Genomic DNA, 25,531 nt, shown 5'->3' on the forward strand with positions numbered 1-25,531 from the left:
GTGGGAGGGATCCGCGGGTCGCGCCGGTCCTCGTCAGTCCTTGGCCTTGCGGGCCACCCCGCCCATCGTCCACGTCCTGTCGCGGCCCTGCGCGGTGAGCGGGTTGTCGGGGTGCCAGTGGCGGATGTAGACCAGGCCGGGATCGACGAGTTCCAGCCCGTCGAAGAAGCGCAGCACCTCATCGCTTCGCCGGGAGGCGTCCTCGGTGCGGCCGAGGACCCGCTGGAATATCTCGACCAGCGGGCCCTTGGCCTCCGGCCGCGTGTCGAAGACGACGTGGCCGATGCCGAAGTGGCTGCCGACCGGCACCGCGTCGCGAAGGATGGCCACGCTCTTGTGCGGGTCGTCCTCGTCGGGGATGAACTGCAGGGCCGACAGGATCAGGACGGCCACCGGTAGCTCCAGGTCGACCAGGCGCAGCAGTTCCGGGTCGGTGAGCAACTCGCGGGGGTGCAGGACGTCACCCTCGACGGCGGTGGTGTACGGGTTGGTGGCGAGCGTGGCGCGGGCGTGGGAGAGCACCACGGGGTCGTTGGAGACGTAGACCACGCGCGTGTCGGGGACGATCTCCTGGGCCACCTGGTGGACGTTGCGGCGGTTGGGCAGGCCGGAGCCGATGACGACGAACTGGGTCATGCCTCGCTCGACGAGATATCGCACCATCCGGCGCAGGAACGCCTGGGCCTCGTGCGTCATGGTCCTGATCTCGGGCGCGACGGCGAGCACCTCCTCGGCCGCCTCGCGGTCGGCGGCGAAGTTGTCCTTCCCGCCGAGAAAGTAGTCGTGCATTCTGGCGATGTTGGGAACGCTGGTGTCCAGGCCTACCCCCGGCCGCCGGGACGTGTCGTTCAACGGGTTTCACCTCCGCTGTTGCCTGCGACATTAGAGAATCGCGCGTCGCGTGAACAGGTGCCGAGGCGCAGCAAATGCAGGCAAAACTCGATTGTTTCCCAAAAAAGCCTATTCTTTTCGTGCGACTCCGCCGACGACCCAGACGGAATCCGGCCGGTGCGGTATCGCGCCCTCCGGCCGCCATTCGGGAATGTAGACGACGCCCGGTTCGACCGGCCTCAGCCCGTCGAGGAAGAGTTCGACCTCGGCCTTGGTGCGCAGGTTCGCACGGCGGGGACCGGTGATCGACCCGCTGTCCTGGAAGAGGGCGGCGAGCCGCGCGGTCCTGTCCGGGCACAGATCGGAGACCGCGTGGGAGAGGGCCATGTAGCTGCCCGGCGCGACGGCCTTCTGCAGGGCGGCGACGGCCTGCGTCGCCTCGACGTCGTCGGGAAGGTCGGCCAGGACCGAGAAGAGCAGGAGCGCCACGGGCTCGTCGAGATCGATCAGGCCGGTGAGGCCGGGATGCGCGAGGAGCCGCTCGGGGTCGCGCATGTCCGCCTCGACGACGATGGCCGGGCTGTCCTCCTTCAGGAGGGCCTGGGCGTGGACGACGACCATCGGATCGTTGTCGACGTAGACGACCCGCGCCTCGGGTGCGAGGCCGCGCAGGATCTGGTGCACGCTGCCCTGGGTCGGCAGGCCGCAGCCGATGTCGACGAACTGACGGATGCCGGCCTCGACCAGGAAGCGCACGACGCGGTCGAGGAATCTGCGCCCTTCCCGCGACATGGCGGGGAGCTCGGGGGCGATGGAGAGCGCCACCTGCGCGGCGGCCCGGTCGCTGGCGAAGTTGTCCTTGCCGCCCAGGAAGTAGTCCGATATCCGGCCCGCGTTCGGGATCGTGGGATCGAACCTGAGGCGCTCAGGTTGCGACGACGCCATGGTGTCCTCCGTCCGGCATGCGGTTCCAGCGGACATTATCGACCTTCTGCCCACGGGGTGAGGTGTTTCCTGCCAGAGCCTCCTTCCACTCGGGTAACTTTCCCGGCACTCGACCTTCGGTGACGGGCTCTCGCGCGTCGTCAGTGGCAGGCTTCCAGGTGGCGTTCTCCTGCCGGGGGCAGGGCGAAGGCCGCCCACACCGCCTTGCCCCGGCTCTCCAGCGGTGCCCAGCCCCACGTCTCGCTGACACCGTCGACCAACTGGAGTCCCCGGCCGTTCTCCGCCTCGTAGTCGGGCTCGCGCAGACAGGGGCCCTGGTCGCTGGGGTCGGTGACCGCGCACAGCACCGAGCGCTCGGTGTGGCAGAGGATCACCCTGACCTCGGGGAAGGAACGGGCGTGCAGGACACCTCGCGTGCCGTGGCGTACGGCGTTGGTCACGAGTTCGGAGACCACGATGCCGGTGTCGTCGATCAGCGGTTCCAGCTCCCAGGCCCGCAGCGCCTTGGTGGTGAACTCGCGGGCGGTCCGCGCCGCGCACGAGTCGTAACGGAGGCTGCGGACGGCCATCTGTAACTGGCCGGCGTGGTCCTCCCTACCGGCCCAGGGGGGCAGGCCGCTCGGGGGGAGCAGGTGATTAAGCATCGACAACCACCGTTCCCACCCTCCGATCTCAGCTCGGATGGGTGTGGCTTCGCGTCTTCGGTAACCAGTCATCGGCGACCTTGAGGAGGGGACGATCATGTGGCGAGGTTGATCCGTCTGCCATCTTGCCTTCCGTAATGTGCATAGGCAAGTACAGATGCACGTGCATCTGCACAAAAAGCCCTACACTCGGAGTGTTGTTTCCCTCCCTAATCAGTGAGAGGCGAGGATGAACCAGCTGTACAACGGCATGTCGGCCGCCCTGATGGACGGTGTCATATGGCGCAAGAGCCACTTCAGCAACCCCAGCGGCAACTGTGTGGAACTCGCGGAACTGCCCGACGGCAGGGTCGCGATGCGCAACTCCCGCGACCCCGAAGGCCCCGCGCTGATCTACACCCGCCGCGAGGCCGACGACTTCGTCCGAGGGGTGAAGAGCGGGGAGTTCGACGACCTGATCAATTGAAGATCCGCCACTGTGATTGAAAGATAAAATCTTCTATGGTCTGAGCGTGGCGAGCGGAGTACCGTGAAGGCTCGCGATCGCCACAAAGAGTGGGCGCAGGATCGCGTTCCGCGCCCGAAGGACTGCAGATGATCATGCCAAACGCCGACGGTCGGCCGGTCGGTCCCACCTCTGCGGCCTCTGCGGCTCCCACGACCTCCATGGCCGCACCGCGAGGCAGCTCCACCGTGCTGCGGATCGTCCTGGGCGCACAGCTCCGCCGCCTGCGCGAGCAGCGGGGCATCACGCTGGAGGAGGCGGGGCACTCCATCCGCGCCTCGCACTCCAAGATCAGTCGCATGGAGCTCGGCAGGGTCAGCTTCCGGATCAGGGACGTGTCCGACCTGCTCACCCTGTACGGGGTGACGAGCGACGCCGATCGTGAGCCGTTCCTCTCCCTCGTCGAGAAGGCCAACCTCGCCGGCTGGTGGCACAACTACAACGACGTGCTGCCCGCCTGGTTCGAGACGTACGTGGGCCTGGAGGAGTCGGCCAGCGGCATCCGCAACTACGAGGTCCAGTTCGTTCCCGGCCTGCTGCAGAGCGAGGGCTACGCGCGGGCCGTCATCCGGCTGGGCTTCCCCTCGGCCTCCCCGGAGGAGCTGGACCGCAGGGTGAAACTGCGCATGGCACGTCAGCGGCTGCTGCACCGCCAGGACCCGCCCCATCTGTGGGCCGTGCTGGACGAGGCCGTGCTGCGCCGCCCTCTCGGCGGGGCCGAGGCGATGTGCGAGCAGATCGACCACATCCTGCGCGCGCTCGAACTGCCCAACGTGACCGTCCAGATCGTGCCCTTCAGCGTCGGCGGCCACGCCGCGGCCGGAGGTCCCTTCAGCATCCTGCGCTTCTCCCAGCCCGACCTGCCGGACATCGTCTACATGGAGCAGCTCACCAGCGCCGTCTACCTGGAGAAGCGCGACGACGTCGACAGCTACCTGGAGGTCATGGAGCGCCTGTGCATCGAGGCCGAGCCGGCCACGCGCACCCGCGAGATCCTCCTGGAGATCCGAGAGGGGTTCCAGGCGAGGCTCTGAGCCGGAAGCGGGCGCGGAACGACGGCGGGGCAACGGCGGGCTGGAAACGTCGGCGGGGAAACCCGGCTGCGTGGAAACGGCGGGCCAAGGGGACGGTGAGCCCGTGCGCGGCACAGGAAAGGGTCCGGCCGCAACCACCGGGGGGCGCCGTACGAAAATGTACGCATGAGATGTCTCGTGACCGGCGCGACCGGATACATCGGAGGGCGGCTCGTTCCCGAACTGCTGGACGCGGGGCACGAGGTCCGCTGCATGGTGAGGTCGGCCGGCCGCCTGCGCGACCAGCCGTGGGTCTCCCGGGTCGAGGTCGCCCAGGCCGACGCGGCCGACGCCGAGCAGGCGGCGAAGGCCCTGGAAGGCATCGATGTGGTCTACTACCTGATCCACACGATGGGCGGGGGGAGTGACTTCGCCGCCGCCGACCGCGAGGCGGCCACCACCTTCGCCGCCGCGTGCGAGCGCGCCGGGGTTCGCCGGGTCGTCTATCTCGGGGGCCTCGCGCCGGACGAGAGGCTCTCGCCGCACATGCGCTCCCGCGTCGAGGTGGGGGAGATCTTCCTGCGCTCCTCGGTGCCCGCGGTGGTGCTGCGGGCCGCGGTCATCATCGGATCGGGCTCGGCCTCCTTCGAGATGCTGCGCCACCTCACCGAGCGGCTGCCCGTGATGACGACGCCGCGGTGGGTGGGCACCAGGACGCAGCCCATCGCGATCCGCGACGTGCTGCGCTACCTCGTGGCCTGGGCCTCCGTCGAGGAGGAGGTGAACCGCTCCTTCGACATCGGCGGCCCGGACGTGCTCACCTACGCCGACATGATGCGGGTCTACGCGGAGGTCGCCGGCCTGCCCCGCAGGCTGATCATCCCGGTCCCGCTGCTGAGCCCCGGCCTCTCCAGCCACTGGGTGGGGCTGGTCACCCCGGTCCCGGCGAGCCTGGCCCGCCCGCTGGTGGAGTCGCTGCGCAACGAGGCCGTCTGCGGCGAGCACGACATCGCCCGCTACGTCGAGGACCCGCCGGGCGGGCTGATCGGGCTGAGGCGGGCGGTCGAACTCGCCCTCCAGCGCGTCAAGGAGGCCAAGGTCGTCACCCGCTGGTCCTCGGCCTCCACCCCCGGGGCGCCGAGTGACCCGCTGCCCACCGACCCCGACTGGGCGGGCGGCAGCCTGTACGTCGACGCGCGGGCCCGTCGGGTCGACGCCTCACCCGAGGCTCTGTGGGCGGTGATCGAGTCCGTCGGCGGCGAGGTGGGCTGGTACTCCCTGCCCCTGGCCTGGAGCCTGCGCGGTCTGCTCGACCGGCTGGTCGGTGGCGTGGGCCTGCGCAGAGGGCGTCGCGATCCCCGGCGGCTCTGGGTGGGCGACTCCGTCGACTTCTGGCGGGTCGAGGAGATCGAGCCGGGGCGCCTGCTGCGGTTGCGCGCGGAGATGCGCCTGCCCGGCCTCGCCTGGCTGGAGATGCGGGTGCTCACGTACCGGGGGGAGACCGTCTACGGCCAGCGGGCGATCTTCCATCCTCGTGGCCTGGCCGGGCACCTCTACTGGTGGTCGGTCGCGCCCTTCCACAGCCTGGTCTTCGGGCCGATGCTGCGCAACGTGGCGAGGGCCGCCGAGCGCGGCGGCCGGTCCGCCGTACACCCCTCCCCGGCCGGTGCCCCCCATGACGGCGGTCCGAGGGACACCGTCCCTCTCTGACCGTCTGCGGCCGCTCGTCACCGTTCGCCGGGGTTCACCAGGACGTCGACGACGTCGGAGTATCCGATCCCCTTGTGGGAGAACTGTCCCGCCACCGCCAGCTCAGCGAGACCGTGGGCGGTCGAGAACAGGGCCATCACCCTGGCCTTGGGCACCGGCCCCTCCCACGGGCCCTCCATGTCGAGCGCGGTCATCACCTGGTCGATCGCCGTCTCCAGATCCGGGTGGTGCCCGACGACGAACTCCGAGGCGAACACCAGCCGGTATTCCTCGGGGTGTGCGACGGCGTACTCGACGTAGCTCAGGTAGAAGGCCCGCAGCCGGTCGCGGGGGGTCTCGGCCGCCAGGACCGCGGCGGCGACGTGCGCGCTGAGATCGGTGATGACCCGGACGGCGAGTGCCGCGAGCAGGGCGGTCTTGTCGGCGAAGTGCCGGTAGGGGGCCGTACGGGACAGGCCTGCCAGGTCGCCGACGGCGCGTAGCGTCACGGCGTCGAGGCCCTCCTCGCGCAGCAGTCTCAGCGCGCTCTCGACCAGGCGGGTCCTGGTGCCGTCCACCACGTGGATCCCCTTTCCGGGCAGGCTGTGTTGACAACGTCAACGTATCTGGTTGACACTGTCAACATAATGTTGACGACGTCAACTGGAGAGTTATGAAGATAACGGTAAACGGGCTGCCCACCACGGTGGAGGCCGGCCCCGACGACGCCGCCGTGGACGTCCTGCGCGACGGTCTCGGCCTCACCGGCGCCAAGGCCGCCTGCCGCACCGGGGTCTGCGGCGCGTGCACGGTCATGGTGGACGGCGTGCCCCAGGCGAGCTGCCTGCTGCCGTCGGCCGCGCTGGAGGAGCGCGAGATCACCACCGCCGAAGGGCTCGACCACCCCGTCCAGCGGGCCCTCGCCGTCCACGACGGCCTGCAGTGCGGTTACTGCACGCCCGGATTCGCGGTCGAGGGCGCGGCCTTCGTCGACGCCTGGCGCGCCGAGCACGGCGACGTCGCGCCACCGCGCGAGCGGATCGCCGCGGCCCTCGCCGGTCATCTGTGCAGGTGTGGCGCGTACGAGGGCATCTACGCCGCGATCGCCGCCGCCTGCCGGGGAGAGCACGACGGCGCCGCGGGGACACCCGCCAGGGTGGAGGCGATGGACAAGGTCGCGGGCCGCGCTCGCTACACGACCGACGTGCGCCTCGAAGGCCAGCTGGAAGGCGTGGTCATCCGTTCCACGAGGGCGCACGCCCGCGTCACCTCGGTCACGGTGGACGCCGCCCACGTGGTCGACCTGCTGCCGCCCGACCGCGTCGTCCGCTACGCGGGCCAGCCCGTCGCCGCCGTCGCCGCCCCCACCCGCCGCGAGGCGCTCGCGATCGCGGAGGCCGCCGGGATCGGCTACGAGCCGAGGCCCGCCGCGCTCGACGACGCGCCGGACGCCCCGCCCGTCTACGACGAGGAGTCCAGAAAGCACGTCCCCAGCTCCAGCGAGGGGTTGGCACTTCCCGGCGCCTGGAACGGCAACGTGCGCGGTCCCTTCACCAGGGCGAGCTGGCGCGGGCGCACCGCCGCCAAGCGGATCGAGGCCGCCAGGCGCGACGCCGACCCCCGCCTGGTGACCGGCACGTTCACCACCGCCGTGCAGGTCCACACCCCGCTGGAGCCGCACGCCTGCGTCGCCCGCTGGGACGCCGAGGGCGACCTGCACCTGCACCTGTCCACCCAGACCGTGGTCATCACCGCCGAGCAGGCCGCCAAGCGGTGGGACCTGCCGGTCGAGCGGGTTCACATCGCCGCCGACCACGTCGGCGGCGGTTTCGGGGCCAAGGTCGGCGTCACCGTCGAGACGATCGCGGCCGTCGAGCTCGCCCGGGCCCATGGCGCGCCGGTGCGCGTGGTGCTCAGCCGGGCCGAGGAGCTCACCGACGCGGGCAACCGTCCGGGCACCCGCACCACCGTCGAACTGCTCACCGACGACCGGGGCGACCTCACCGCCCTCACCATGGACGTCCACGGGCGTGGCGGCGTGGCCATCGGGTCGTCCGTCGCGCTGATGGCCCGCCTCGTGTACGGCACCGCGCCCCGCAGGCTCCGCGACTACGACGTGGTCACCAACGAGTCGCCGGGCACCCCGTTCCGCGGGCCGGGGGCGCCGCCCATGCTCTGGGCGCTGGAGCAGGCGGTGGACGAGGCCGCCCACCGCAGGGGCGAGGACCCGATCGCGCTGCGGCGCCGCTGGGACGGCAACCGCAAACGGCACGCGCTCTACGACCTGGCCGCGGCCCTGCCCGAGTGGACGTCCAGGCCGCGTACCGGCTCCCAGACGGGGCGTTTCCGCCGGGGCGTCGGGGTGGCCGCCGCCAACTGGCTCTACATGCTCGACCCCGCCACAGAGGTGGAGCTGCGTGTCGAGGGTGACGTGGTCGTGGCCTCGACCGCGACCCAGGACATCGGGACCGGCGTCCGCACCGTCATCGCCGGCGTCGTGTGCGAGGAACTCGGACTGCCCGCCGAGCGCGTCCGCGTCGAGGTCGGCAGGACGGGCACCGTGCACGGGCCGGGCTCGATCGGCAGCCGCACCACGGCCTCGGTGGCCCCCGCCGCGCGCGACGCCGCGCGGCGCCTGCGCAAGCTGGGCCTGACCGACGGCGCCAGGGTGGTGGGCGGGCGCCGCCGCGACCGGCGCGGCTACGTCACCCCGTTCCCGGTGGGCGGCATGGCGATCGGCCGGGGGTTCAGCGGTTCCGTCCACGTCACCGAGGTCGAGGTCGACACCCGCCTCGGCACCGTCAGGCCGCTTCGGGTGTGGGCCGGGATCGCGGCGGGTCACATCTACGCCGAGCGGCCGGCACGCAGCCAGTGCGAGGGCGGTGTCGTGCAGGGCATCGGCTACGCCCTGTACGAGGAGCGGCTGGTCGACCCGGTCACCGGAAACGTGCTGACCGCGAACCTCGACGACTACCGCATCCCCGGCATCGGCGACACCCCCGAGATCACTGTGCACTTCCACCGCGACGGGTGGGAGCACGTCAACGGCAACGGCGTCGGGGTCGGAGAGATCTCCACGGTCGGCGTGGCCGCCTCGGTGGGCAACGCCGTCCACAACGCCACCGGCTGGCGCCCTCACGACCTGCCCATCCGTCCCGACCGGCTCCTCGAAGGGATCACCCGTTGACCCCCTCCGCGCGGACGCGGCCGGACCCGTACCCGGCCCCCGGGAGGGGACGGCCGACGGCCCTCTCACCGGAGCACACCCCCCGCCTCACACTGGAAGGTGTTCGATGACCGTACTCACCGACCTCGGCGAGGCCGTACGGCGCGGGGGCGAGTTCCGCGCCGGAGGCACCGACCTGATGGGCCGCCGCGCGGCCGGACCGCACGTGGACCTGCGCGGCCTGCCCGATCTGTCCGGCGTCACCTGGCAGCCGGACGGCTCCGTCAGGATCGGCGCGCTCACCACGGTCGCGCGGGTGGCCCGCGACGCGCGCCTCGGCGCCACACACCCCTGCCTGGCGCTGACGGCGGCGGGTCTGGCCACACCCCAGATCCGCGAGGTGGCCACCGTCGGGGGCAACCTGTTGCAGCGCAACCGCTGCGCGTACTTCCGCAACCCGGCCTTCTCCTGCCACCAGAACGGCGGCGACCACTGCCCGGCCCGCGCCGGGCTCTCCCCGAACGCCGCGATCCTCGACAGCGGCCCGTGCGTCGCGCCGCACCCGTCGTCGCTGGCGGTGGCCCTGCTCGCCTGCGACGCCTCCGCCGAGACGCACGGCAGGGAGCCGTTCCCCGTCGCCGACCTGTACGGAGACGGTTCGGACCCCTCCCGGGACCATCTGCTGGACCCGGGGGAGATCCTCACCTCCGTCGTCCTGCCGCCGCCCGTGCCCGGGGAGCGGGCCGCCTACCACCGCGCGATCGGCAGGTCCGAGGCCGAGTGGCCGCTGGTGGAGGCCGCGGCGCGGCTGGGCGTCGACGACGGGAGGATCACCTTCGCCAGGGTGGCCGTGGGAGGTGTCGCCCGCGTCCCCGTACGCCTGCCCGAGGTCGAGAAGGCACTCCTGGCGGGCGAGCCCCTCGACCGGGCGGCCGGGCTGGCGGCCGCCCGGTGCGCTCCGGCGGCCCGCAACCACTACAAGATCGCGCTGCTCGCCGGGACCGTCCTGGAGGTGCTGGAACGCGCGAGCGGAACCGGCGAGACCCGCTGATCACCCGGCGCCCCCCGCCGTGCCGTCCGGTCACGGCGGGGGCGCCGGTGGGGACGCGTCATCCCGTACGCTCGACGATCAACCAGGGGTGTGCCGTTCGGCTGTGCCGGGCCACCCGTTCGTTCGGGCTGTCGACGACCTCCTCTTTCGTCAGGCCGCCTCGACGCCGAGGTGCGTGCGGTGGTGCTCGGGGGTGTCGATCTCGTCGAGCAGCGCGATCGCGAAGTCGGCGTAGGAGATGCGGCTGGCCGCCTCGGCGGGGGCCACGCGGTAGCGGCCGGTACGGGCGCCGCCGTGGTCGAAGTCACCGGCCGGGCTGACGACCAGCCAGTCGAGCGAGGCGGGGGTGGTGCGCAGCACCTCGTTTCCTGCCGCGTGCCCCAGGTAGAACGACCGGTACTCCTGCGGGTAGCCGGGCGTGTCCATCAGGAGCGTCCCCGAGGAGGTCGCCAGCACCGACGCCAGGCCGACCGTCAGCAGCCGGGCCACTCCCGCCCTCGTCAGCCCGTCGAGCAGGGCGCGGGCGGCGTCGGCGAAGAAGACGTCGTGCGCCGCGCCCGCGTCGTAGACGGAGCTGATCGCGGCGTCGTGACCCTCGGCGAGCCGCGCGACACCGTTCGCGTCCGTGACGTCGCCGGCGACGATCCGCACACCGTCCGCGGCCAGGTCACCGTGCCCGGCCGGGTCGCGCACGACCGCGGTGACCTGGTGCCCGCGCCGGAGGGCCTCGTGGACGGCCGCCCGGCCGCCCCGGCCGCCGGCACCGAAGACGATGATCCTGCTCATTGGAACCCCTCGTGTCCAGGGCCGGACCTGATCGCCGGCCGCTGCCGGGAGATTAACCGGGCAGGTGGTTACCACCGGGATACCCGGCCACCCGTGGTTCGGCGCGACGGTCGGCGGTGGTCCCCAGCGGGATCCCCGGCTAGCGTGAAGGGGTGACAGAGCCCCTCGATCCGGAGATGTTCGATCCGGTCTGCCCGTCCGACCTCACGCCCATCCGCTTCGGCGACAAATGGGCAGGGATGATCATCCGCTGCCTCGAAGGCGGGCCGCGACGGTTCTCCGAGCTTCGGATCCCCCTGCGCGGCATCACCGCGAAGGTGCTCACCCAGTCGCTCCGGACGCTCGCGCGCGATGGCCTGATCGTGCGCACCGTTCATCCCGCCCAGCGGGTCGAGTACGCGCTGACGCCGCTCGGCCGCAGCCTGCTCGAACCGATGAACGCCGCGTGCGCCTGGGCGCAGGAGCACTGGGAGGAGCTCCTCGACGCCCGCGAGGCCTCCTCCGCCGCTTCGTCGTACGGGCTCGGCCGTACGGGGTAGGTGCCCGGCGGATCCAGGGGGACCGGTGGCGCGGGAAGGTGGGGCCGGTACCTCCGGGACGCCTCCCGGAGGTACGACGTGGGGTCGGGGCGGGCCACTCGTGGCGCGGCGCCATGAGCGGGACGGGCGCGCCGTGACCAGGCCCGTCTCGCGGACGGATGACGGAGACCGACTAGTGATCTACTTTGTAAAGGCGTCGGGTCGGTGAAAATCCCCCCGCCAGGAAACCCCGGTTCTTCGCCTGTCACGGAGGCGAACGCGAGTCCGGTGGAGAGTCCTCACCTCAGGGTGGTCGCCAGGTGCTTGGCGAGTCCCTCGGAGGCGGCCCTGACCATCTCCAGCACCTCGGTGAAGCCCTCGCGCTCGCCGTAGTAGGGGTCGGGCACCTCGGCGCCCTCGGGGGCGGCGGGGTCGAAGGAGCGGAACAGGCGCACGTCCGCGCCCGCGGGGGCGAGGCGGCGCAGGGCGCCGAGGTTGTGGGCGTCCATGGCCAGCACCAGGTCGACCCGGTCGTACCAGTCGCTCAGGAACTGCCTGGCCCGGTGCTCCGAGCCGTCATAGCCGTGGTCGGAGAGCGTCTCGGCGGCCCGCGCGTCCATCGGGCCGCCCTGGTGCCAGCCGCCGGTGCCCGCGCTGTCGACCGTGACGAGGTCACCGAGGCCGTGGTCGTCGAGGGTCTTCCTCAGCACGACCTCGGCCATGGGGGAGCGGCAGATGTTTCCCAGGCACACCACGCATATGTGATAACTCATGCTTATCAGGATGCCGCCTGCCCGGGGGGTGATGGCCGGGAGAACGGCCGTTTCTATGTCGATTTCCGTGTCGATCGGTTCCCGCCGGAGCGGCGCGCGGGATTCTCCGTGGCCGCGAGGGGAGCGTGATCGCCCCGGCCGGTGACCGGGTCCGAGGGGGGACGCGGTCCGCGGCTAGCATGTCGCCCGGTAGAGCGGAATCGGGGAAGGATCGGCTGTTGAAGGATCTCGGGGAGGACCTCCGCGCGTTCTGGCGGGAGCGTCATCTGTGCACGATGACCACCGTGCGCGCCGACGGCACGCCGCACGTCGTTCCGGTAGGGGTGACGCTGGACGCCGACTCGGGGATCGCGAGGGTGATCACCTCGGGCGGCTCGCACAAGGTCCGCCATGTGCTCGCGGCGGGTGACGGTGGGGCGGCCGTCGCGGTCTGCCAGGTGGACGGGCGCCGCTGGTCGACCCTGGAGGGGCGTGCGGTGATCCGTACCGACCCCGAGTCGGTCGCCGACGCCGAGCGCCGCTACGCCGAGCGTTATCGGGTGCCGAGGGAGAATCCCGCCCGCGTCGTGGTCGAGATCCGCCTCACCCGGGTGCTGGGCAATGTCTGAGCCCTCCTCCGCCGATTCCACCGCCGTCGATCCCGCCGTTGTCGTCGTCGGGATCGGAGACGACGGCTGGGCCGGTCTGTCGCAGGCGGCGCGACACGAGCTGCGCGCCGCCGAGGTTCTGATGGGCAGCGCCAGGCAACTGCGGCTCGTCCCGGAGATCGGCATCGAGCGCGCTGCCGGGCACGGTGTCGAGCCGGGAACCGAACCCGGTGGCGACCACGGTGCGAGGTTCGGTGGCGAGTCGGGCGTCGAGCGGGGAGCCGAACTCGGTGTCGACTCCGGTGCGGACCGCGGTGCCGAGCGCGTCGTCTGGCCCTCGCCGCTTCTGCCCGCCCTGCCCTCGCTGCTCGCCTCCCACCGGGGCCGCAGGGTTTGCGTACTGGCCAGTGGCGACCCCATGTTCCACGGCATCGGTACGACCCTGGTGCGGCTGCTCGGCGCCGGCCGGGTGCGGGTCCTGCCGCACCCGTCGTCGGTCTCCCTCGCCTGCGCGCGGCTCGGGTGGGCGGCCGACCGTGTCGAGGTGGTCAGCCTCGTGACGCGTCCCGTCGAGGTGCTGCACCCGGTCGTCCACGAAGGCCGTCGCGTCCTGGTCCTCAGTGCCGACGGCCGGACTCCGGCCCGGGTCGCGGCGTTGCTCGCCGCCCGAGGTCACGGCGCGAGCACGGTGACGGTTCTGGAGCGGCTGGGCGGCGCCGGGGAGCGCGTGGTCTCGGGTAGGGCGGACACCTGGTCGCCGGCCGTGACCCACGATCTCAACGTCGTCGCCGTGGAGTGCCGCGCGGACGCCGGGACGGTCGCGCTGCCGCGCCTTCCCGGCCTGCCCGACGAGGCGTTCGAGCACGACGGGCAGCTCACCAAGAGCGAGGTGCGCGCGGTCACCCTGTCCCGGCTGGCTCCCGTTCCCGGGGAGCTGCTGTGGGACGTCGGTGCGGGGGCGGGCAGCATCGGCATCGAGTGGATGCGGGCGCATCCGGACAACCGGGCCGTCGCGGTGGAGTCGCGTCCGGACAGGGCGGCGGTGGTGGCACGCAACGCCGCGGCGCTGGGCGTTCCCGGTCTAGACGTGGTGACCGGTGCCGCTCCGGCCGCGCTCGCCGGGCTGGAGACGCCCGACGCGGTCTTCGTCGGCGGGGGGCTGACGGTCGCCGGGATGGTGGAGGCGTGCTGGGAGGCGCTGAGGCCGGGGGGCAGGCTGGTGGCGAACGCGGTGACCGTCGAGTCCGAGGCGGTCCTGGCCCGCTGGCACGGCGGGCTCGGTGGCGACATGGTCCGGCTCGCGGTCAGCAGGACCTCTCCGGTCGGTGGGTTCACCGGCTGGCGGCCCATGATGCCCGTCACGATCTGGACCGTGCTCAAGCCGCCCGCCCTGGAGGAGAAGCGATGACGGTACGTTTCATCGGCGCCGGGCCGGGCGCCGCGGATCTCATCACCGTGCGGGGAGCGCGGGCGATCGCGTCCGCGCCGGTGTGCCTGTACGCGGGATCGCTGGTCCCCGCCGAGTTGCTGGAGTCGTGCCCGCGGGGCGCGCGGTTGGTCGACACCGCGCGGATGAACCTGGAGGAGATCGTCGCGGAGATGGTCGCCGCCCACCGGGCGGGGGAGGACGTGGCCAGGCTGCATTCCGGTGACCCGTCGGTGTTCAGCGCGATGGCCGAGCAGATGCGGCGGCTGGACGCCGAGGGAGTGCCGTACGAGGTGATCCCGGGGGTGCCCGCCTTCGCGGCGGCGGCGGCGTCGCTGGGGCGTGAGCTGACGGTGCCGGGGGTGGGGCAGACGGTGGTGCTGACCCGCACCTCGGTGCGCGCCACTCCCATGCCCGAGGGCGAGGATCTGGGCACGCTCGGTCGTAGCCGGGCCACGATGGTCCTGCATCTGGCGGTGCAGCGGGTCGAGGCCGTCGCGGCGGAGCTCGTTCCCAACTACGGTGCCGACTGTCCGGTGGCGGTGGTGGCGAGGGCGAGCCGCGACGACGAGGTGATCCTGCGCGGCACCCTGGCCGATATCGCCGGGCAGGTCCGCGACGCGGGGATCCTCCGCACCGCGGTGATCGTCGTCGGACGGGTGCTGACCGCTTCGGAGTTTCCCGACAGTCACCTGTACTCCGCGGCCCGTTGCCGTGACTGACCCCGTGCTGAAGGTCCTGATCCTGGGGGGCACCGACGAGGCCAGGCGGCTCGCCGCCGCGCTCGCCGATCGCCCGCGGACGCACGTGGTGTCCTCGCTGGCGGGCCGGGTGCGTGATCCGAAGCTGCCGGTGGGGGAGGTGCGCGAGGGAGGTTTCGGCGGCCCCGGCGGGCTCGCGGCGTGGCTGGTGGAGCACGGCGTCCAGGTCGTCGTGGACGCCACGCATCCGTTCGCGGCCAGGATGAGCGCTTCGGCGGCCGAGGCGGCGGCCCGTACGGGTCTGCCGTCGCTGATCCTGCGACGACCCGGCTGGCGGGCGGCTCCCGGTGACGACTGGCGCTGGGTGCCCTCTTTGGAGGCCGCCGCCGAGTTGTTGCCCTCGCTGGGGGAGCGGGTGTTCCTGACCACGGGGCGTCGCAGCCTGCCGGTCTTCGCGGGTCTCGACGGGCAGTGGTTCCTGGCCCGTTCGGTGGACCGGCCGGGGCCGGTGGTGCCGCGACGTCTGGAGGTGCTGCTGAGCCGGGGGCCGTTCACGGTGGACGGCGAGCTGGCCCTGATGCGCGAGCACCGGGTGGAGGTGCTGGTCACCAAGGACAGCGGTGGTGAGATGACCACCGCGAAGCTGTTCGCCGCCCGTGAGCTCGGGGTGCCGGTGGTGATCGTACGCCGTCCGCCGCTGCCCGAGGGGGTGGTCTCGGTGGGGACCGTCGAGGCGGCGCTCGCCTGGCTGGAGAGTGTGAGCGGCCCCGGTGGGGGTGCGGGTGCGGGTGCCGGTTCGGGGCGTCGGGCCCGGCACGCCGGCGAGCGGTGAAGGCCGGACTCGCCCTCACCACGTGACGGCTCCTCGACGACTGAGGAGGAGCCGTCACGTCCGGGTCAGGCGGGATAGCGGCGGGGGGTGAACACCACCCGTTCGCCGTCGGCTCGCTCGACCACCCGCGTGGTGGACGAGCCCACCAGCAGCAGGCAGCGCATGTCGATCGCTCCGGGGTCCAGGTCGCCGAGGGTGGTGACGGTCATGTGCTCGTCGGCCCCGCCGACGTCGCGGCCGACGACCACGGGGGTCTGCGGCGCGCGGTGCTCGAGCAGCAGGTCCCGCGCGGCGGCCACCTGCCAGGTACGGCTCTTCGAGGCCGGGTTGTAGAGGGCCAGGACGAGGTCGGCCTTCGCCGCGGCGCTGATCCGCTCGGCGACCACCTCCCAGGGTTTGAGCAGGTCCGACAGCGACAGCACGCAGTAGTCGTGGCCGAGGGGCGCACCGGCCCTGCTCGCCACCGCGTGCGCCGCGGTCAGGCCGGGCAGCACCCGTACCGGCACGTCCGCGAACCTCGGCTCGCACGCCACCTCCAGCACCGCGCTGGCCATCGCGAACACCCCGGGGTCGCCCGAGGAGACCACGGCCACCCTCGACCCGGCCGCGGCCAGTTCCAGCGCGTGCGCGGCCCTCTCGGCCTCCACCCGGTTGTCGGTGGGGTGGCGGCGCTGGCGAGGGTTGGGCGGGACGCGGTCCAGGTAGGGGCCGTACCCGACGAGTTCGTCGACCTCGGCGAGCGCCTCCTGCGCCTGCGGGGTCAGCCACGGACGTCCGGCGGGGCCGAGTCCCACCACGACCACCTCGCCGCGCGCCCTCGCCTCGCCCTGGGTCTCGGCTATGGCGGCGGGCGCGGGGCTCGACGCGTTGACGGGGCTCGGGATCAGCGCCAGCGAGAAGTACGGGACGCTGCCGGGGTCGACCTCGGCCAAAGGCGCCAGGCGCTGCTGCCCGGTGGTGGCGCGCTCGACGTACCAGGCCTCGTCGAGACGCCCGGCCTCGGCCAGCGCGTCGCGGACCTTGGTGAAGGTACGGCCGAGTTTCAGCACCGCGGCCGAGTCGGTGGCCGCCAGGCGCTCGGCGAGCACCTCGGCGGGGAGCGTCCCCGGCAGCACGGTCAGGACCTCGTCCCGCTCGACCAGCGGGCGGCCCAGGACCGCCGAGGCGCCGCTCACCGACGTCACGCCCGGCACGACCTCGGTGACGTAGCGGTGCGACAGACGCTTGTGCATGTGCATGTACGAGCCGTAGAAGAGCGGGTCGCCCTCGCACAGCACCACCACGTCGCGCCCGGCGTCCAGATGGGCGGCCAGCCGCACCGCGCAGGCGGCGTAGAAGTCGTCGATCGCCCCCTGGTAGCCGCCGGGGTGGTCGGTGGTCTCGGTGGTGAGCGGGTAGATGAGCGCCTCCTCGACCTGCCCCTGCCGCAGGTAGGGAGCGGCCACCGAGCGGGCGATGCTGCGGCCGTGGCGGGCACTGTGGAAGGCGATCACGTCCGCCTCGCCGATCAGGCGGGCGGCCTTGACGGTCACCAGCTCGGGGTCGCCGGGGCCGAGTCCCACGCCCCACAGCCGTCCGGTCACGCGTGTGCTCACGTCGTCGCTCACTCCTCCTCGCTCGCGATCGCGTTGACCGCGGCGGCGGTCATCGCGCTTCCGCCCCGGCGTCCGTTCACGACGAGGTGTTCCAACCTCGCCGGGTGCTCAGCGAGGGCCTGTTTGGACTCGGCGGCGCCGATGAAGCCGACCGGGACGCCGAGTACGGCGGCCGGGCGGCCCGCGCCCTCCTCGACCATCTCCAGCAGCCGGAACAGCGCGGTCGGCGCGTTGCCGATCGCGACCACCGAGCCCTGGAGCCTGTCGCGCCACAGTTCCAGTGCCGCGGCGCTGCGGGTGGTGCCCAGCCGCGCGGCGAGCTCCGGCACGCGGGGGTCGCCGAGGGTGCAGATCACCTCGTTGCCCGCGGGAAGGCGGCGCCGGGTCACCCCCGAGGCGACCATCATGGCGTCGCAGAGCACCGGAGCGCCCGCCTGGAGCGCCTCGCGCGCCGAGGCCACGACACCGGGCGACCAGCGCAGGTCGCTCACCAGGTCGACCATCCCGCAGGCGTGGATCATACGGACCGCGACCCGGGCGACGTCTGCGGGCAGGCCGTCCAGGTCGGCTTCCGCGCGGATGGTGGCGAAGGAGCGGCGGTAGATCTCCGCGCCGTCGCGGACGTAGTCGATCACATTTCCCCTCTGGCGGCCGCCACCGCGGCCGCGGTCTCCTCGATGCCGGAGCAGGTCAGGGCGGTGCCGTCCAGTTCCAGGCGGTAACCGTCACCGGTGGCGATCACGTCCGCGACCCGTCCCCTCGGGCGGCCGCAGCGCCTGGCGCAGCCCGCCCAGTGCACGGGGAGCGTATCGGTGCCCGGCCCCATCGTGGACGGCGGGGCCATGCCGATGGCGGTGGCGGCGTCGGCCTGGACGTCGGCGAGGGATTTGGCGCAGCCGGGGCGGCCGGTGCAGGCCGTCACACCGATCCAGGGGGAGGCGGGGTCGACGACCAGCCCGGCGGCCTCCAGACGGGCGGCCGTGCCCGTGACCTCGGCGCGGTCCAGGCCGGGCAGGACCACACCGCGCCATGGCGTGAGCCGGATCTCCCCGCCCGAGGCGGCGTCGGCGAGCAGGAGTGCCTGCGCGGAGGTCAGCCGTCCCAGGGGGATCGCCACCCCGAGCGTCACCCGCGAGCCCTCGCTTCGGGGATCGTCCGGGTCCCCGTCCTCGACTCCGTGGCGGGGACTGTTTCCGGGGCCTGTCTCTCCGGTGACGCCGGTTCGGTTCCCTCGCCGGTCCGTGCTCTCGAAGACGCCGACCGGCCCGGAGGTCACGACGTGCGGTCTCACCGGTTCGAAGGGGGGTGTGTCGGGGAGTCCGAGAGCGGTTCGCATCCGGGTGGCGATCCGGGAGGGCCCGTCGGGAAGTTCGGCGATCCGCCAGGCGGTGACGTCCCGGGTGGCCAGTTCGTCGAGGAACGCCTCGGCGGTGGCGAGCAGGACGGTCACGGCTTCGTCGAGCGGTACGCGCAGGCCGGTGTCGGTTCCGGCGAGGAGCAGCGCGGCCGCGTCCGGTGCCGTGGGCAGGATCGTGGCGTCCGCGCCCAGGCCGGCCACGTCTCCCCGTCCGTCGTCGAGGGCGAACATGAACCGTCCCGGCAGGGCGGCGAGGGCCGGGCGAGCACACAGTCGTCGATCCAGTTCGCCGATCAGAGGGGTGATGTCGGCGATCCCACGGCCGTTCGTTTTCGTGCCGTTCGGAGCATCCCCGCCGTTCGGTCCGCTCGGCCTGCTTGGCTCGTTGATTCCGCTTGGTTCGGGGGGTCCGGTTGGTCTGTTCGGTCTGCCGAATTTGTTTGGTTCGGCCGATCCAGCCGGTCTGCCGGGTTCGTTTGGTTCGGCCGGTCCGTCCACTCCGGTCAGCGGGGAGGCGAGGATGTTGCGGATGCGCTCGTGTGTCGCCGAGGGCAGCAGGCCCGCTCTCGCCATCCGCGCGGCGAATCCGTTTTCCGGACCGCTTTCTGGATTCTCCGGCCCGAGACCGCGCACCTGGACGTTCGCCCGGGAGGTGAGCTCGATGACGCCGTTGCCGTACGCCGTGGCGGCGTCGGCGAGTTCGCGCAGCTGGTAGGGGGTGAGGCGACCTCCGGGTATGCGGACGCGGGCCAGGCCGCCGTCCGCGGCGGGGTGGACCTGGAGGGCCCCGGGGCACGCGTCGAGTCGCGATCGTCCGGAAAAGTCGGCAATGGACACTCAGAGGATGTTAATGCCAGTTTCTTGCAATGCCCCGGACTGCCGTAGTGTCATCGATGGCGACGGCAAGGGAGGAAGCCGGTGTGAATCCGGCGCGGTCCCGCCACTGTAACCGGGGAGCGAACCCCACCCGGGCCACTGTCCGACGAAGGACGGGAAGGCCGGGGTGAGCACCGATCCGGGAGCCAGGAGACTCCAGCCGTCGTGGCCGACGACGACCCGGGGCGAGGACCCCGAGGGAGGAAGCTCCGTGCGCTTTTCGCCGTTCCCCCGCCACACCGCGACATCGCCGTTCCCCCGCTACGACGCGGCATCGCGGTCGCCGCATCACGGTGTGACACCGCCGTTCCCGCGTCACACCGCGACGTCGCCGCTCTCCCGCCGCATCGCGGCTCCCGCGGGCCGTACCGCCACTCCTCTGCCGGGGTGTGGCGCGTGATCCTGCTGCTCTCGACCTCCGACACCGACCTGCTGAGCGCCCGCGCGAGCGGCGCGGACTACCGGCTCGGCAACCCCGCCAGACTCACCGCCGCCGACCTCCCGCCGCTGCTGGAGGGCGCCGACCTGGTCGTGGTCCGCCTGCTCGGCGGGCGCCGCGCCTGGGAGGAGGGGCTGGACGCGCTGCTCGCCGGACCCCGGCCCGTCGTCGTCCTCGGCGGCGAGCAGGCGCCGGACGCCGAGCTGATGGAGCTGTCCACCGTGCCCGGCGGGGTCTGCGCCGAGGCGCACGCCTACCTCGCCCACGGCGGCCCGGCCAACCTGACCGAGCTGCATCACTTCCTGTCCGACACGCTGCTGCTCACCGGCCACGGGTTCGCCGCGCCCGAGCCCACCCCCACCTGGGGAACGCTCGCGCGCGAGACGCGCGGCCAGGACGGACCCGTCGTCGGGGTGCTCTACTACCGGGCCCACCACGTGGCGGGGAACACCGCCTTCGTCGAAGTGCTCTGCTCGGCGATCGAGGACGCGGGCGCGCGGGCGCTGCCGGTGTACTGCGCCTCGCTGCGCACCGCGGAACCCGGCCTGCTGGAGGTCCTGCGCACGGTGGACGCCCTGGTGGTGACCGTGCTCGCCGCGGGCGGCACCCGCCCGGCGACCGCGTCGGCGGGCGGGGACGACGAGGCATGGGACGTCGGCGCGCTCGCCGAGCTGGACGTGCCGATCCTGCAGGGGTTGTGCCTGACGAGCAGCCGGGCCTCCTGGGAGGAGAACGACGACGGCCTGTCCCCGCTGGACGCCGCCACCCAGGTCGCGATCCCCGAGTTCGACGGACGGATCATCACGGTGCCGTTCTCCTTCAAGGAGATCGACGAGGACGGGCTCACCGTCTACGTGGCCGACCCCGAGCGGGCCTCGCGGGTGGCGGGCATCGCGGTGCGCCACGCCGCGCTGCGGCACATCCCGCCCGCCGAGCGGCGGCTGGTGCTGATGCTGTCGGCCTATCCCACCAAGCACGCGCGCATCGGCAACGCCGTCGGCCTGGACACCCCGGCCAGCCTGGTACGGCTGCTGGCCGCGCTCCGCGAGCGCGGTTACGACATCGGCGCCGAGGACGAGCTGCCCGGGGTGAGCGGGCAGGACGGCGACGCGCTCATTCACGCGCTGATCGCCGCGGGCGGGCAGGACCAGGACTGGCTCACCGAGGAACAGCTCGCGGGAAACCCGGTGCGCATCGCGGCGAGCCGGTACGCCGAGTGGTACGCCACCCTCCCCGCGGACCTGCGCGCCCGGATGGAGGAGCACTGGGGCCCGGCGCCCGGCGAGCTGTTCGTGGACCGCTCACGCGATCCCGAGGGCGAGATCGTGCTGGCCGCGCTGCGCTCCGGCAACGTGGTGGTCATGGTGCAGCCGCCGCGCGGCTTCGGCGAGAATCCCATCGCGATCTACCACGATCCCGACCTGCCGCCCAGCCACCACTACCTGGCCGCCTACCGCTGGCTGGCCGACGGCTTCGGCGCGCACGCCGTGGTCCACGTGGGCAAGCACGGCAACCTGGAGTGGCTGCCCGGCAAGTCGGCGGGCCTGTCGGCCTCCTGCGGCCCGGACGCCGCGCTCGGCGACCTGCCGCTCGTCTACCCGTTCCTGGTGAACGACCCGGGCGAGGGCACCCAGGCCAAGCGCCGCGCCCACGCCACCCTGGTCGACCACCTCGTCCCGCCGATGGCCCGCGCCGACAGCTACGGGGACATGGCCAGGCTGGAGCAGCTCCTCGACGAGCACGCCTCCATCGCGGCGATGGACCCGGCCAAGCTGCCCGCGATCCGCGCCCAGATCTGGACGCTCATCCAGGCCGCCAGGCTCGACCACGACCTCGGGGTCGCCGACCGTCCCCACGACGCCGAGTTCGACGACTTCCTGCTGCACATCGACGGCTGGCTGTGCGAGGTCAAGGACGTTCAGATCCGCGACGGCCTGCACGTGCTGGGAGCCGCCCCCGAAGGGGGGCCGCGCGTCGACCTGGTCCTGGCCATGCTTCGCGCCCGGCAGATGTGGGCGGGTGGCGAGGCGCTCGTCGGGTTGCGCGAGGCACTGGGCCTGGCCGAGGACGGCAGCGCGGGACGGATCGGTGTCGACGACGCCGAGACCCTGGCCCGAGCCCTGGTCGAGGCGATGGAACACCGCGGCTGGGACCCGGCCGCGGCAGGGGAGGTGACCGCCGAGGTCCTGGGCCGGGCCGACGACACCGGCCGCGACGACGCCAGCGCCTCGGCGGGCCCGGCCGGAGTGACCGGCCGGGGCGGCGGATCCGGGGTGCCCGCCGCGGCCGACGTACGCGGTGCGAACCTGGGGGAGGTGGAGCGGATCCTGCGGTTCGCCGCCGTCGAGGTCGTGCCCCGGCTGGCGCGCACCACCGACGAGATCGACGCGATCCTGCACGCTCTCGACGGCGGCTACGTGCCCGCCGGGCCGAGCGGTTCGCCGCTGCGCGGGCTGATCAACGTGCTGCCCACCGGCCGCAACTTCTACTCGGTCGATCCCAAGGCCGTGCCGAGCAGACTGGCGTGGGAGACCGGCCAGGCGATGGCCGACTCCCTGCTGGAGCGCTACCGCGCCGACACCGGCGACTGGCCGCGTTCGGTCGGGTTGTCGGTCTGGGGGACCAGCGCGATGCGCACCGCGGGCGACGACGTCGCCGAGGTGCTGGCGCTGCTGGGCGTGCGGCCGCTCTGGGACGAGGCCTCGCGCCGCGTCACCGGCCTGGAGCCGATCCCGGCCACCGAACTGGGCCGTCCGCGCGTGGACGTCACCATCCGGATCAGTGGCTTTTTCCGCGACGCCTTCCCGCACGTCGTGGCGATGCTGGACGACGCCGTACGGCTGGTGGCCGGGCTGGCCGAGCCCGAGGAGCTCAACTACGTGCGGGCGCACGTGCTCGCCGACCGGGCCGAGCACGGAGACGAGCGCAGAGCCACCATGCGCATCTTCGGCTCCCGGCCCGGGGCCTACGGCGCCGGGCTGCTGCCCCTGATCGACAGCCGCAACTGGCGCGACGACGCCGATCTGGCCGAGGTGTACGCGGTCTGGGGCGGCTTCGCCTACGGCCGGGACGTCGACGGTGTTCCCGCCAGGCAGGACATGGAGACGGCCTACCGCAGGATCGCCGTGGCGGCCAAGAACGTCGACACCCGCGAGCACGACATCGCCGACTCCGACGACTACTTCCAGTATCACGGCGGCATGATCGCCACCGTCCGGGCGCTCACCGGCAAGGCCCCGGCCGCCTATGTCGGCGACAGCACCAGGCCTGACGCGGTCCGCACCAGGACGCTCTCCGAGGAGACGTCCAGGATCTTCCGCGCCAGGGTGGTGAACCCCCGCTGGCTGGCCGCGATGCGCAGGCACGGCTACAAGGGGGCCTTCGAACTGGCCGCCACCGTCGACTACCTGTTCGGCTACGACGCCACCACCGGCGTCGTCGCCGACTGGATGTACGACAAGCTGGCCGCGACCTACGTGCTGGACCCGGAGAACCAGGAGTTCATGGCCAGGTCCAACCCGTGGGCGCTGCACGGGATCGCCGAGCGGTTGCTGGAGGCGGCCGGTCGCGGCATGTGGGAGCATCCCGATCCCGCCGTCCTGCGCGATCTGCAGGAGGTCTACCTCAAGTCCGAGGGAGACCTGGAGGGCGGAGTCTGACCGGGGCGGTGCCGCGCTTTCACCGGGCTCCACGGGTTTCACCGTTTCGGCGATGTCCGGCCAGAACCCTTGGCGTTCCTCCCACCCTCGGGGGCGTGGGAGGAACGCCAAGGGGAGCGGTTCAGCCCAGGGCGTGGTCGAGGTTGAACGCGGCGCTGATCAGTGCGAGGTGGGTGAAGGCCTGCGGGAAGTTGCCGAGCTGCTCGCCGGTCCGCCCGATCTCCTCGGCGTACAGGCCGAGGTGGTTGGCGTAGGTGAGCATCTTCTCGAACGCGAGCCGTGCCTCGTCCAGGCGTCCGGCCCTGGTGAGCCCTTCGACGTACCAGAACGAGCAGATCGAGAACGTGCCCTCCTCACCGCGCAGCCCGTCCGGGCTGGCTTCGGGGTCGTAGCGGTAGACCAGCGAGTCGGACACCAGGTGCGCGCCGAGCGCGTCGAGGGTCGACAGCCATTTGGGGTCGGTGGGGGAGATGAACTTCGTCATCGGCATCATCAGCACCGAGGAGTCGAGGACGTCGTCGTCGAAGTGCTGGACGAACGCCCGCAGTTCCTCCGACCAGCCGCGCCGCATGATCTGCCGGTAGATCGCGTCACGGGCCAGCTGCCAGCGCGGCGTGTCGGCGGGCAGCCCGCGGTGGGCGGCCATCCGCATGGCCCGTTCGATCGCCACCCAGCACATCAGCCGCGAGTAGACGAAGTCCTTGCGCCCGCCGCGCGTCTCCCACACGCCCTCGTCGGGCCGGTCCCAGTTGTCGCAGACCCAGTCCACCAGGATGTGGACGTCGTCCCAGAGAGCGCTGGATATCGGCCGGTGCCACTTGTCGTAGAGGTAGACCGAGTCGAGGAGGGCGCCGTAGATGTCCAGCTGGAGCTGGTCCACCGCGGCGTTCCCGACGCGCACCGGAGCCGAGCCCCGGTAGCCCTCCAGGTGGGCCAGCTCGATCTCGGGGAGCTCGGTGCGCCCGTCGACGCCGTACATGATCTGCAGAGGACCCGAGGGCCCGCCGCCGTCGTCGCGGCTGACGTGCCGTGACAGAAACCCCATGAACGCCTCGGCCTCCTCGCCGAAGCCCAGCCGCAGCAGCGCGTACACGCAGAACGCCGAGTCGCGGATCCAGACGTACCGGTAGTCCCAGTTGCGCTCCCCGCCGATCTGCTCGGGCAGGCTGGTCGTCACGGCGGCCACGATCCCGCCGGTCGGCGCGTAGGTGAGGAGTTTCAGCGTGAGCGCGGACCGGTGCACCATCTCCCGCCACCGGCCCCGGTAGGTCGAGGAGGACAGCCAGCGGCGCCAGTACGCCACGGTCGCGGCGAACTCCTCCTCGGCCTCCTCGATCGGGCACGAGCGCGGCGCCAGGTCGTCGCCGAACCTGTCGAGAGCGAACACCGCGCACTCGCCCTCGCCGAGCTTGAACTCCGAGCGCACGTCCTGGCCGTCCGCCTCCAGGACGGTGCTGGAGGACAGGGCCAGCGACAGCGACGGCGACTCGAAGACCGCCCGCTCCTGGGACAGGCTCAGGACGTGGGGCTGCCTGCCGTAGTCGAAGCGCGGAGCCACCCGGGCGCGGAACGACAGCGACCCGCGCACGCATCTCACCCGCCGGATCAGCCGGTGCCGGGTGTCGTCGGACGTGCCGCCGACGATCGGCATGAAGTCCTGGACCTCGCCCACCCCTTCGGCGGCGAAGAAACGGGTGATCAGCACGTTGGTGTCGGGGAAGTAGAACTGCTTGGTGCTCGCCGGTTCCCAGGTGCCCAGCTCGAACGATCCGCCCCGGCTCGCGTCCAGGATCGAGCCGAACACGCTGGGCGCGTCGAAGCGGGGGCAGCAGTACCAGACGATGGTGCCGCCGGTGTCCACCAGCGCGGCGGTTCGCAGGTCGCCGATGAGCCCGTGGTCGGCGATGGGCCGGTATCCGCAGGCGCCCGCCGGATCCTGACGAGCGGATTCCGCTGCCGTCATGTCGGCCTTCTCACGTCGCGAGCGGGGCACCTCACGCCCTCAAGCTACGTGGCCCGCACACCTGCCGGGGTCCCCCTGGCGTCAAGGAGTCGGCAGGTTTCGCGCGGGTGAGGGCAAAGGCGCCCCGGTGAGGGCCATGTCACCGGCGTCACCGGGGCCGGTGACATGGCAGGGG

21 protein-coding genes and 1 riboswitch are annotated in these 25,531 nt (G+C 72.4%); of the genes, 11 read left to right on the top strand and 10 right to left on the bottom strand.

Going from position 1 to position 25,531, the window contains the following annotated elements; all coding sequences use genetic code 11:
• Positions 1-33 precede the first annotated feature (33 nt).
• The 3 genes from ACFY3V_RS30185 to ACFY3V_RS30195 form a co-directional block, all read right to left on the bottom strand.
• A complete protein-coding gene (locus ACFY3V_RS30185; protein WP_350946238.1) occupies positions 34-852 on the bottom strand; it encodes an SAM-dependent methyltransferase in 819 nt (272 codons plus the stop codon).
• A gap of 108 nt (positions 853-960) precedes the next feature.
• The gene (locus ACFY3V_RS30190; RefSeq protein WP_362901079.1) at positions 961-1,776 is read right to left on the bottom strand and encodes an SAM-dependent methyltransferase; all 816 of its coding nucleotides are present in this window, start codon (positions 1,774-1,776) and stop codon (positions 961-963) included.
• Positions 1,777-1,916: 140 nt separating this feature from the next.
• Positions 1,917-2,420 carry an ATP-binding protein gene (locus ACFY3V_RS30195; RefSeq protein ID WP_389778354.1) on the bottom strand — a complete coding sequence of 168 codons (504 nt, stop codon included), beginning with the start codon at positions 2,418-2,420 and terminating at the stop codon, positions 1,917-1,919.
• Positions 2,421-2,649: 229 nt separating this feature from the next.
• On the opposite strand from ACFY3V_RS30195, the gene ACFY3V_RS30200 reads away from it, so the two are divergent.
• The 3 genes from ACFY3V_RS30200 (at position 2,650) to ACFY3V_RS30210 (ending at position 5,648) form a co-directional block, all read left to right on the top strand.
• On the top strand, positions 2,650-2,886 hold the full coding sequence (locus tag ACFY3V_RS30200) for a DUF397 domain-containing protein (RefSeq protein ID WP_362901077.1): 237 nt from the start codon (positions 2,650-2,652) through the stop codon (positions 2,884-2,886).
• A gap of 128 nt (positions 2,887-3,014) precedes the next feature.
• Positions 3,015-3,959 carry a helix-turn-helix domain-containing protein gene (locus ACFY3V_RS30205; RefSeq protein WP_389778217.1) on the top strand — a complete coding sequence of 315 codons (945 nt, stop codon included), beginning with the start codon at positions 3,015-3,017 and terminating at the stop codon, positions 3,957-3,959.
• A gap of 165 nt (positions 3,960-4,124) precedes the next feature.
• Positions 4,125-5,648, top strand: coding sequence for an SDR family oxidoreductase (locus ACFY3V_RS30210; protein ID WP_362901073.1), 1,524 nt, complete (start codon positions 4,125-4,127; stop codon positions 5,646-5,648).
• Positions 5,649-5,665: 17 nt separating this feature from the next.
• On the opposite strand, the gene ACFY3V_RS30215 is transcribed toward ACFY3V_RS30210, so the two are convergent.
• On the bottom strand, positions 5,666-6,205 hold the full coding sequence (locus tag ACFY3V_RS30215; RefSeq protein WP_389778220.1) for a TetR/AcrR family transcriptional regulator: 540 nt from the start codon (positions 6,203-6,205) through the stop codon (positions 5,666-5,668).
• 95 nt (positions 6,206-6,300) lie between these two features.
• On the opposite strand from ACFY3V_RS30215, the gene ACFY3V_RS30220 reads away from it, so the two are divergent.
• Complete coding sequence (locus ACFY3V_RS30220) at positions 6,301-8,814, top strand: molybdopterin-dependent oxidoreductase (protein ID WP_389778222.1); 2,514 nt, start codon at positions 6,301-6,303, stop codon at positions 8,812-8,814.
• A 106-nt stretch (positions 8,815-8,920) separates the two neighbouring features.
• Positions 8,921-9,844 carry an FAD binding domain-containing protein gene (locus ACFY3V_RS30225; RefSeq protein ID WP_389778224.1) on the top strand — a complete coding sequence of 308 codons (924 nt, stop codon included), beginning with the start codon at positions 8,921-8,923 and terminating at the stop codon, positions 9,842-9,844.
• A gap of 150 nt (positions 9,845-9,994) precedes the next feature.
• On the opposite strand, the gene ACFY3V_RS30230 is transcribed toward ACFY3V_RS30225, so the two are convergent.
• Positions 9,995-10,630, bottom strand: a complete 636-nt coding sequence (locus tag ACFY3V_RS30230; protein ID WP_362901065.1) for an NAD(P)H-binding protein — start codon at positions 10,628-10,630, stop codon at positions 9,995-9,997.
• A 152-nt stretch (positions 10,631-10,782) separates the two neighbouring features.
• On the opposite strand from ACFY3V_RS30230, the gene ACFY3V_RS30235 reads away from it, so the two are divergent.
• Positions 10,783-11,169 carry a helix-turn-helix domain-containing protein gene (locus tag ACFY3V_RS30235; RefSeq protein ID WP_350946229.1) on the top strand — a complete coding sequence of 129 codons (387 nt, stop codon included), beginning with the start codon at positions 10,783-10,785 and terminating at the stop codon, positions 11,167-11,169.
• 278 nt (positions 11,170-11,447) lie between these two features.
• Here ACFY3V_RS30235 and ACFY3V_RS30240 read toward each other — a convergent pair whose 3' ends face one another.
• On the bottom strand, positions 11,448-11,921 hold the full coding sequence (locus ACFY3V_RS30240) for a low molecular weight protein-tyrosine-phosphatase (RefSeq protein ID WP_362901063.1): 474 nt from the start codon (positions 11,919-11,921) through the stop codon (positions 11,448-11,450).
• Positions 11,922-12,100: 179 nt separating this feature from the next.
• Here ACFY3V_RS30240 and ACFY3V_RS30245 point away from each other — a divergent pair, with 179 nt between their 5' ends.
• The 4 genes from ACFY3V_RS30245 to ACFY3V_RS30260 are packed head-to-tail and all read left to right on the top strand — an operon-like array spanning position 12,101 to position 15,467.
• Positions 12,101-12,529 (top strand): TIGR03618 family F420-dependent PPOX class oxidoreductase, encoded by a 429-nt coding sequence (locus ACFY3V_RS30245; RefSeq protein ID WP_362901061.1) that lies wholly within the window; start codon positions 12,101-12,103, stop codon positions 12,527-12,529.
• The gene (cbiE, locus tag ACFY3V_RS30250) at positions 12,522-13,916 is read left to right on the top strand and encodes a precorrin-6y C5,15-methyltransferase (decarboxylating) subunit CbiE (RefSeq protein WP_389778228.1); all 1,395 of its coding nucleotides are present in this window, start codon (positions 12,522-12,524) and stop codon (positions 13,914-13,916) included. Before ACFY3V_RS30245 ends, cbiE begins: the two co-directional genes overlap by 8 nt.
• Positions 13,913-14,656 carry a precorrin-4 C(11)-methyltransferase gene (cobM, locus tag ACFY3V_RS30255; RefSeq protein ID WP_350946222.1) on the top strand — a complete coding sequence of 248 codons (744 nt, stop codon included), beginning with the start codon at positions 13,913-13,915 and terminating at the stop codon, positions 14,654-14,656. Before cbiE ends, cobM begins: the two co-directional genes overlap by 4 nt.
• Positions 14,657-14,663: 7 nt before the next feature.
• Entirely contained in the window at positions 14,664-15,467 is an 804-nt protein-coding gene (locus ACFY3V_RS30260; RefSeq protein WP_389778356.1) for a cobalt-precorrin-6A reductase, read from the top strand.
• A gap of 65 nt (positions 15,468-15,532) precedes the next feature.
• Here ACFY3V_RS30260 and ACFY3V_RS30265 read toward each other — a convergent pair whose 3' ends face one another.
• Genes ACFY3V_RS30265 through ACFY3V_RS30275 form a run of 3 tightly spaced genes read right to left on the bottom strand, consistent with a single transcriptional unit; the run spans position 15,533 to position 19,256 of the window.
• The gene (locus ACFY3V_RS30265) at positions 15,533-17,050 is read right to left on the bottom strand and encodes a precorrin-2 C(20)-methyltransferase (protein WP_389778358.1); all 1,518 of its coding nucleotides are present in this window, start codon (positions 17,048-17,050) and stop codon (positions 15,533-15,535) included.
• Between the two features lie 20 nt (positions 17,051-17,070).
• Positions 17,071-17,697 (bottom strand): precorrin-8X methylmutase, encoded by a 627-nt coding sequence (locus ACFY3V_RS30270; protein WP_350946220.1) that lies wholly within the window; start codon positions 17,695-17,697, stop codon positions 17,071-17,073.
• Positions 17,694-19,256, bottom strand: coding sequence for a precorrin-3B synthase (locus ACFY3V_RS30275; RefSeq protein WP_389778231.1), 1,563 nt, complete (start codon positions 19,254-19,256; stop codon positions 17,694-17,696). The genes ACFY3V_RS30270 and ACFY3V_RS30275 overlap by 4 nt, the downstream gene beginning before the upstream one ends.
• Positions 19,257-19,277: 21 nt before the next feature.
• Positions 19,278-19,473: riboswitch (cobalamin riboswitch) on the top strand.
• 218 nt (positions 19,474-19,691) lie between these two features.
• Here ACFY3V_RS30275 and cobN point away from each other — a divergent pair.
• Complete coding sequence (gene cobN, locus ACFY3V_RS30280) at positions 19,692-23,393, top strand: cobaltochelatase subunit CobN (RefSeq protein ID WP_389778234.1); 3,702 nt, start codon at positions 19,692-19,694, stop codon at positions 23,391-23,393.
• 121 nt (positions 23,394-23,514) lie between these two features.
• Here cobN and ACFY3V_RS30285 read toward each other — a convergent pair whose 3' ends face one another.
• Positions 23,515-25,356, bottom strand: a complete 1,842-nt coding sequence (locus ACFY3V_RS30285) for a glycoside hydrolase family 15 protein (protein ID WP_350946217.1) — start codon at positions 25,354-25,356, stop codon at positions 23,515-23,517.
• Positions 25,357-25,531: the final 175 nt, after the last annotated feature.

This window comes from Streptosporangium sp. NPDC000095, assembly GCF_042899335.1.
Taxonomy (GTDB): domain Bacteria; phylum Actinomycetota; class Actinomycetes; order Streptosporangiales; family Streptosporangiaceae; genus Streptosporangium.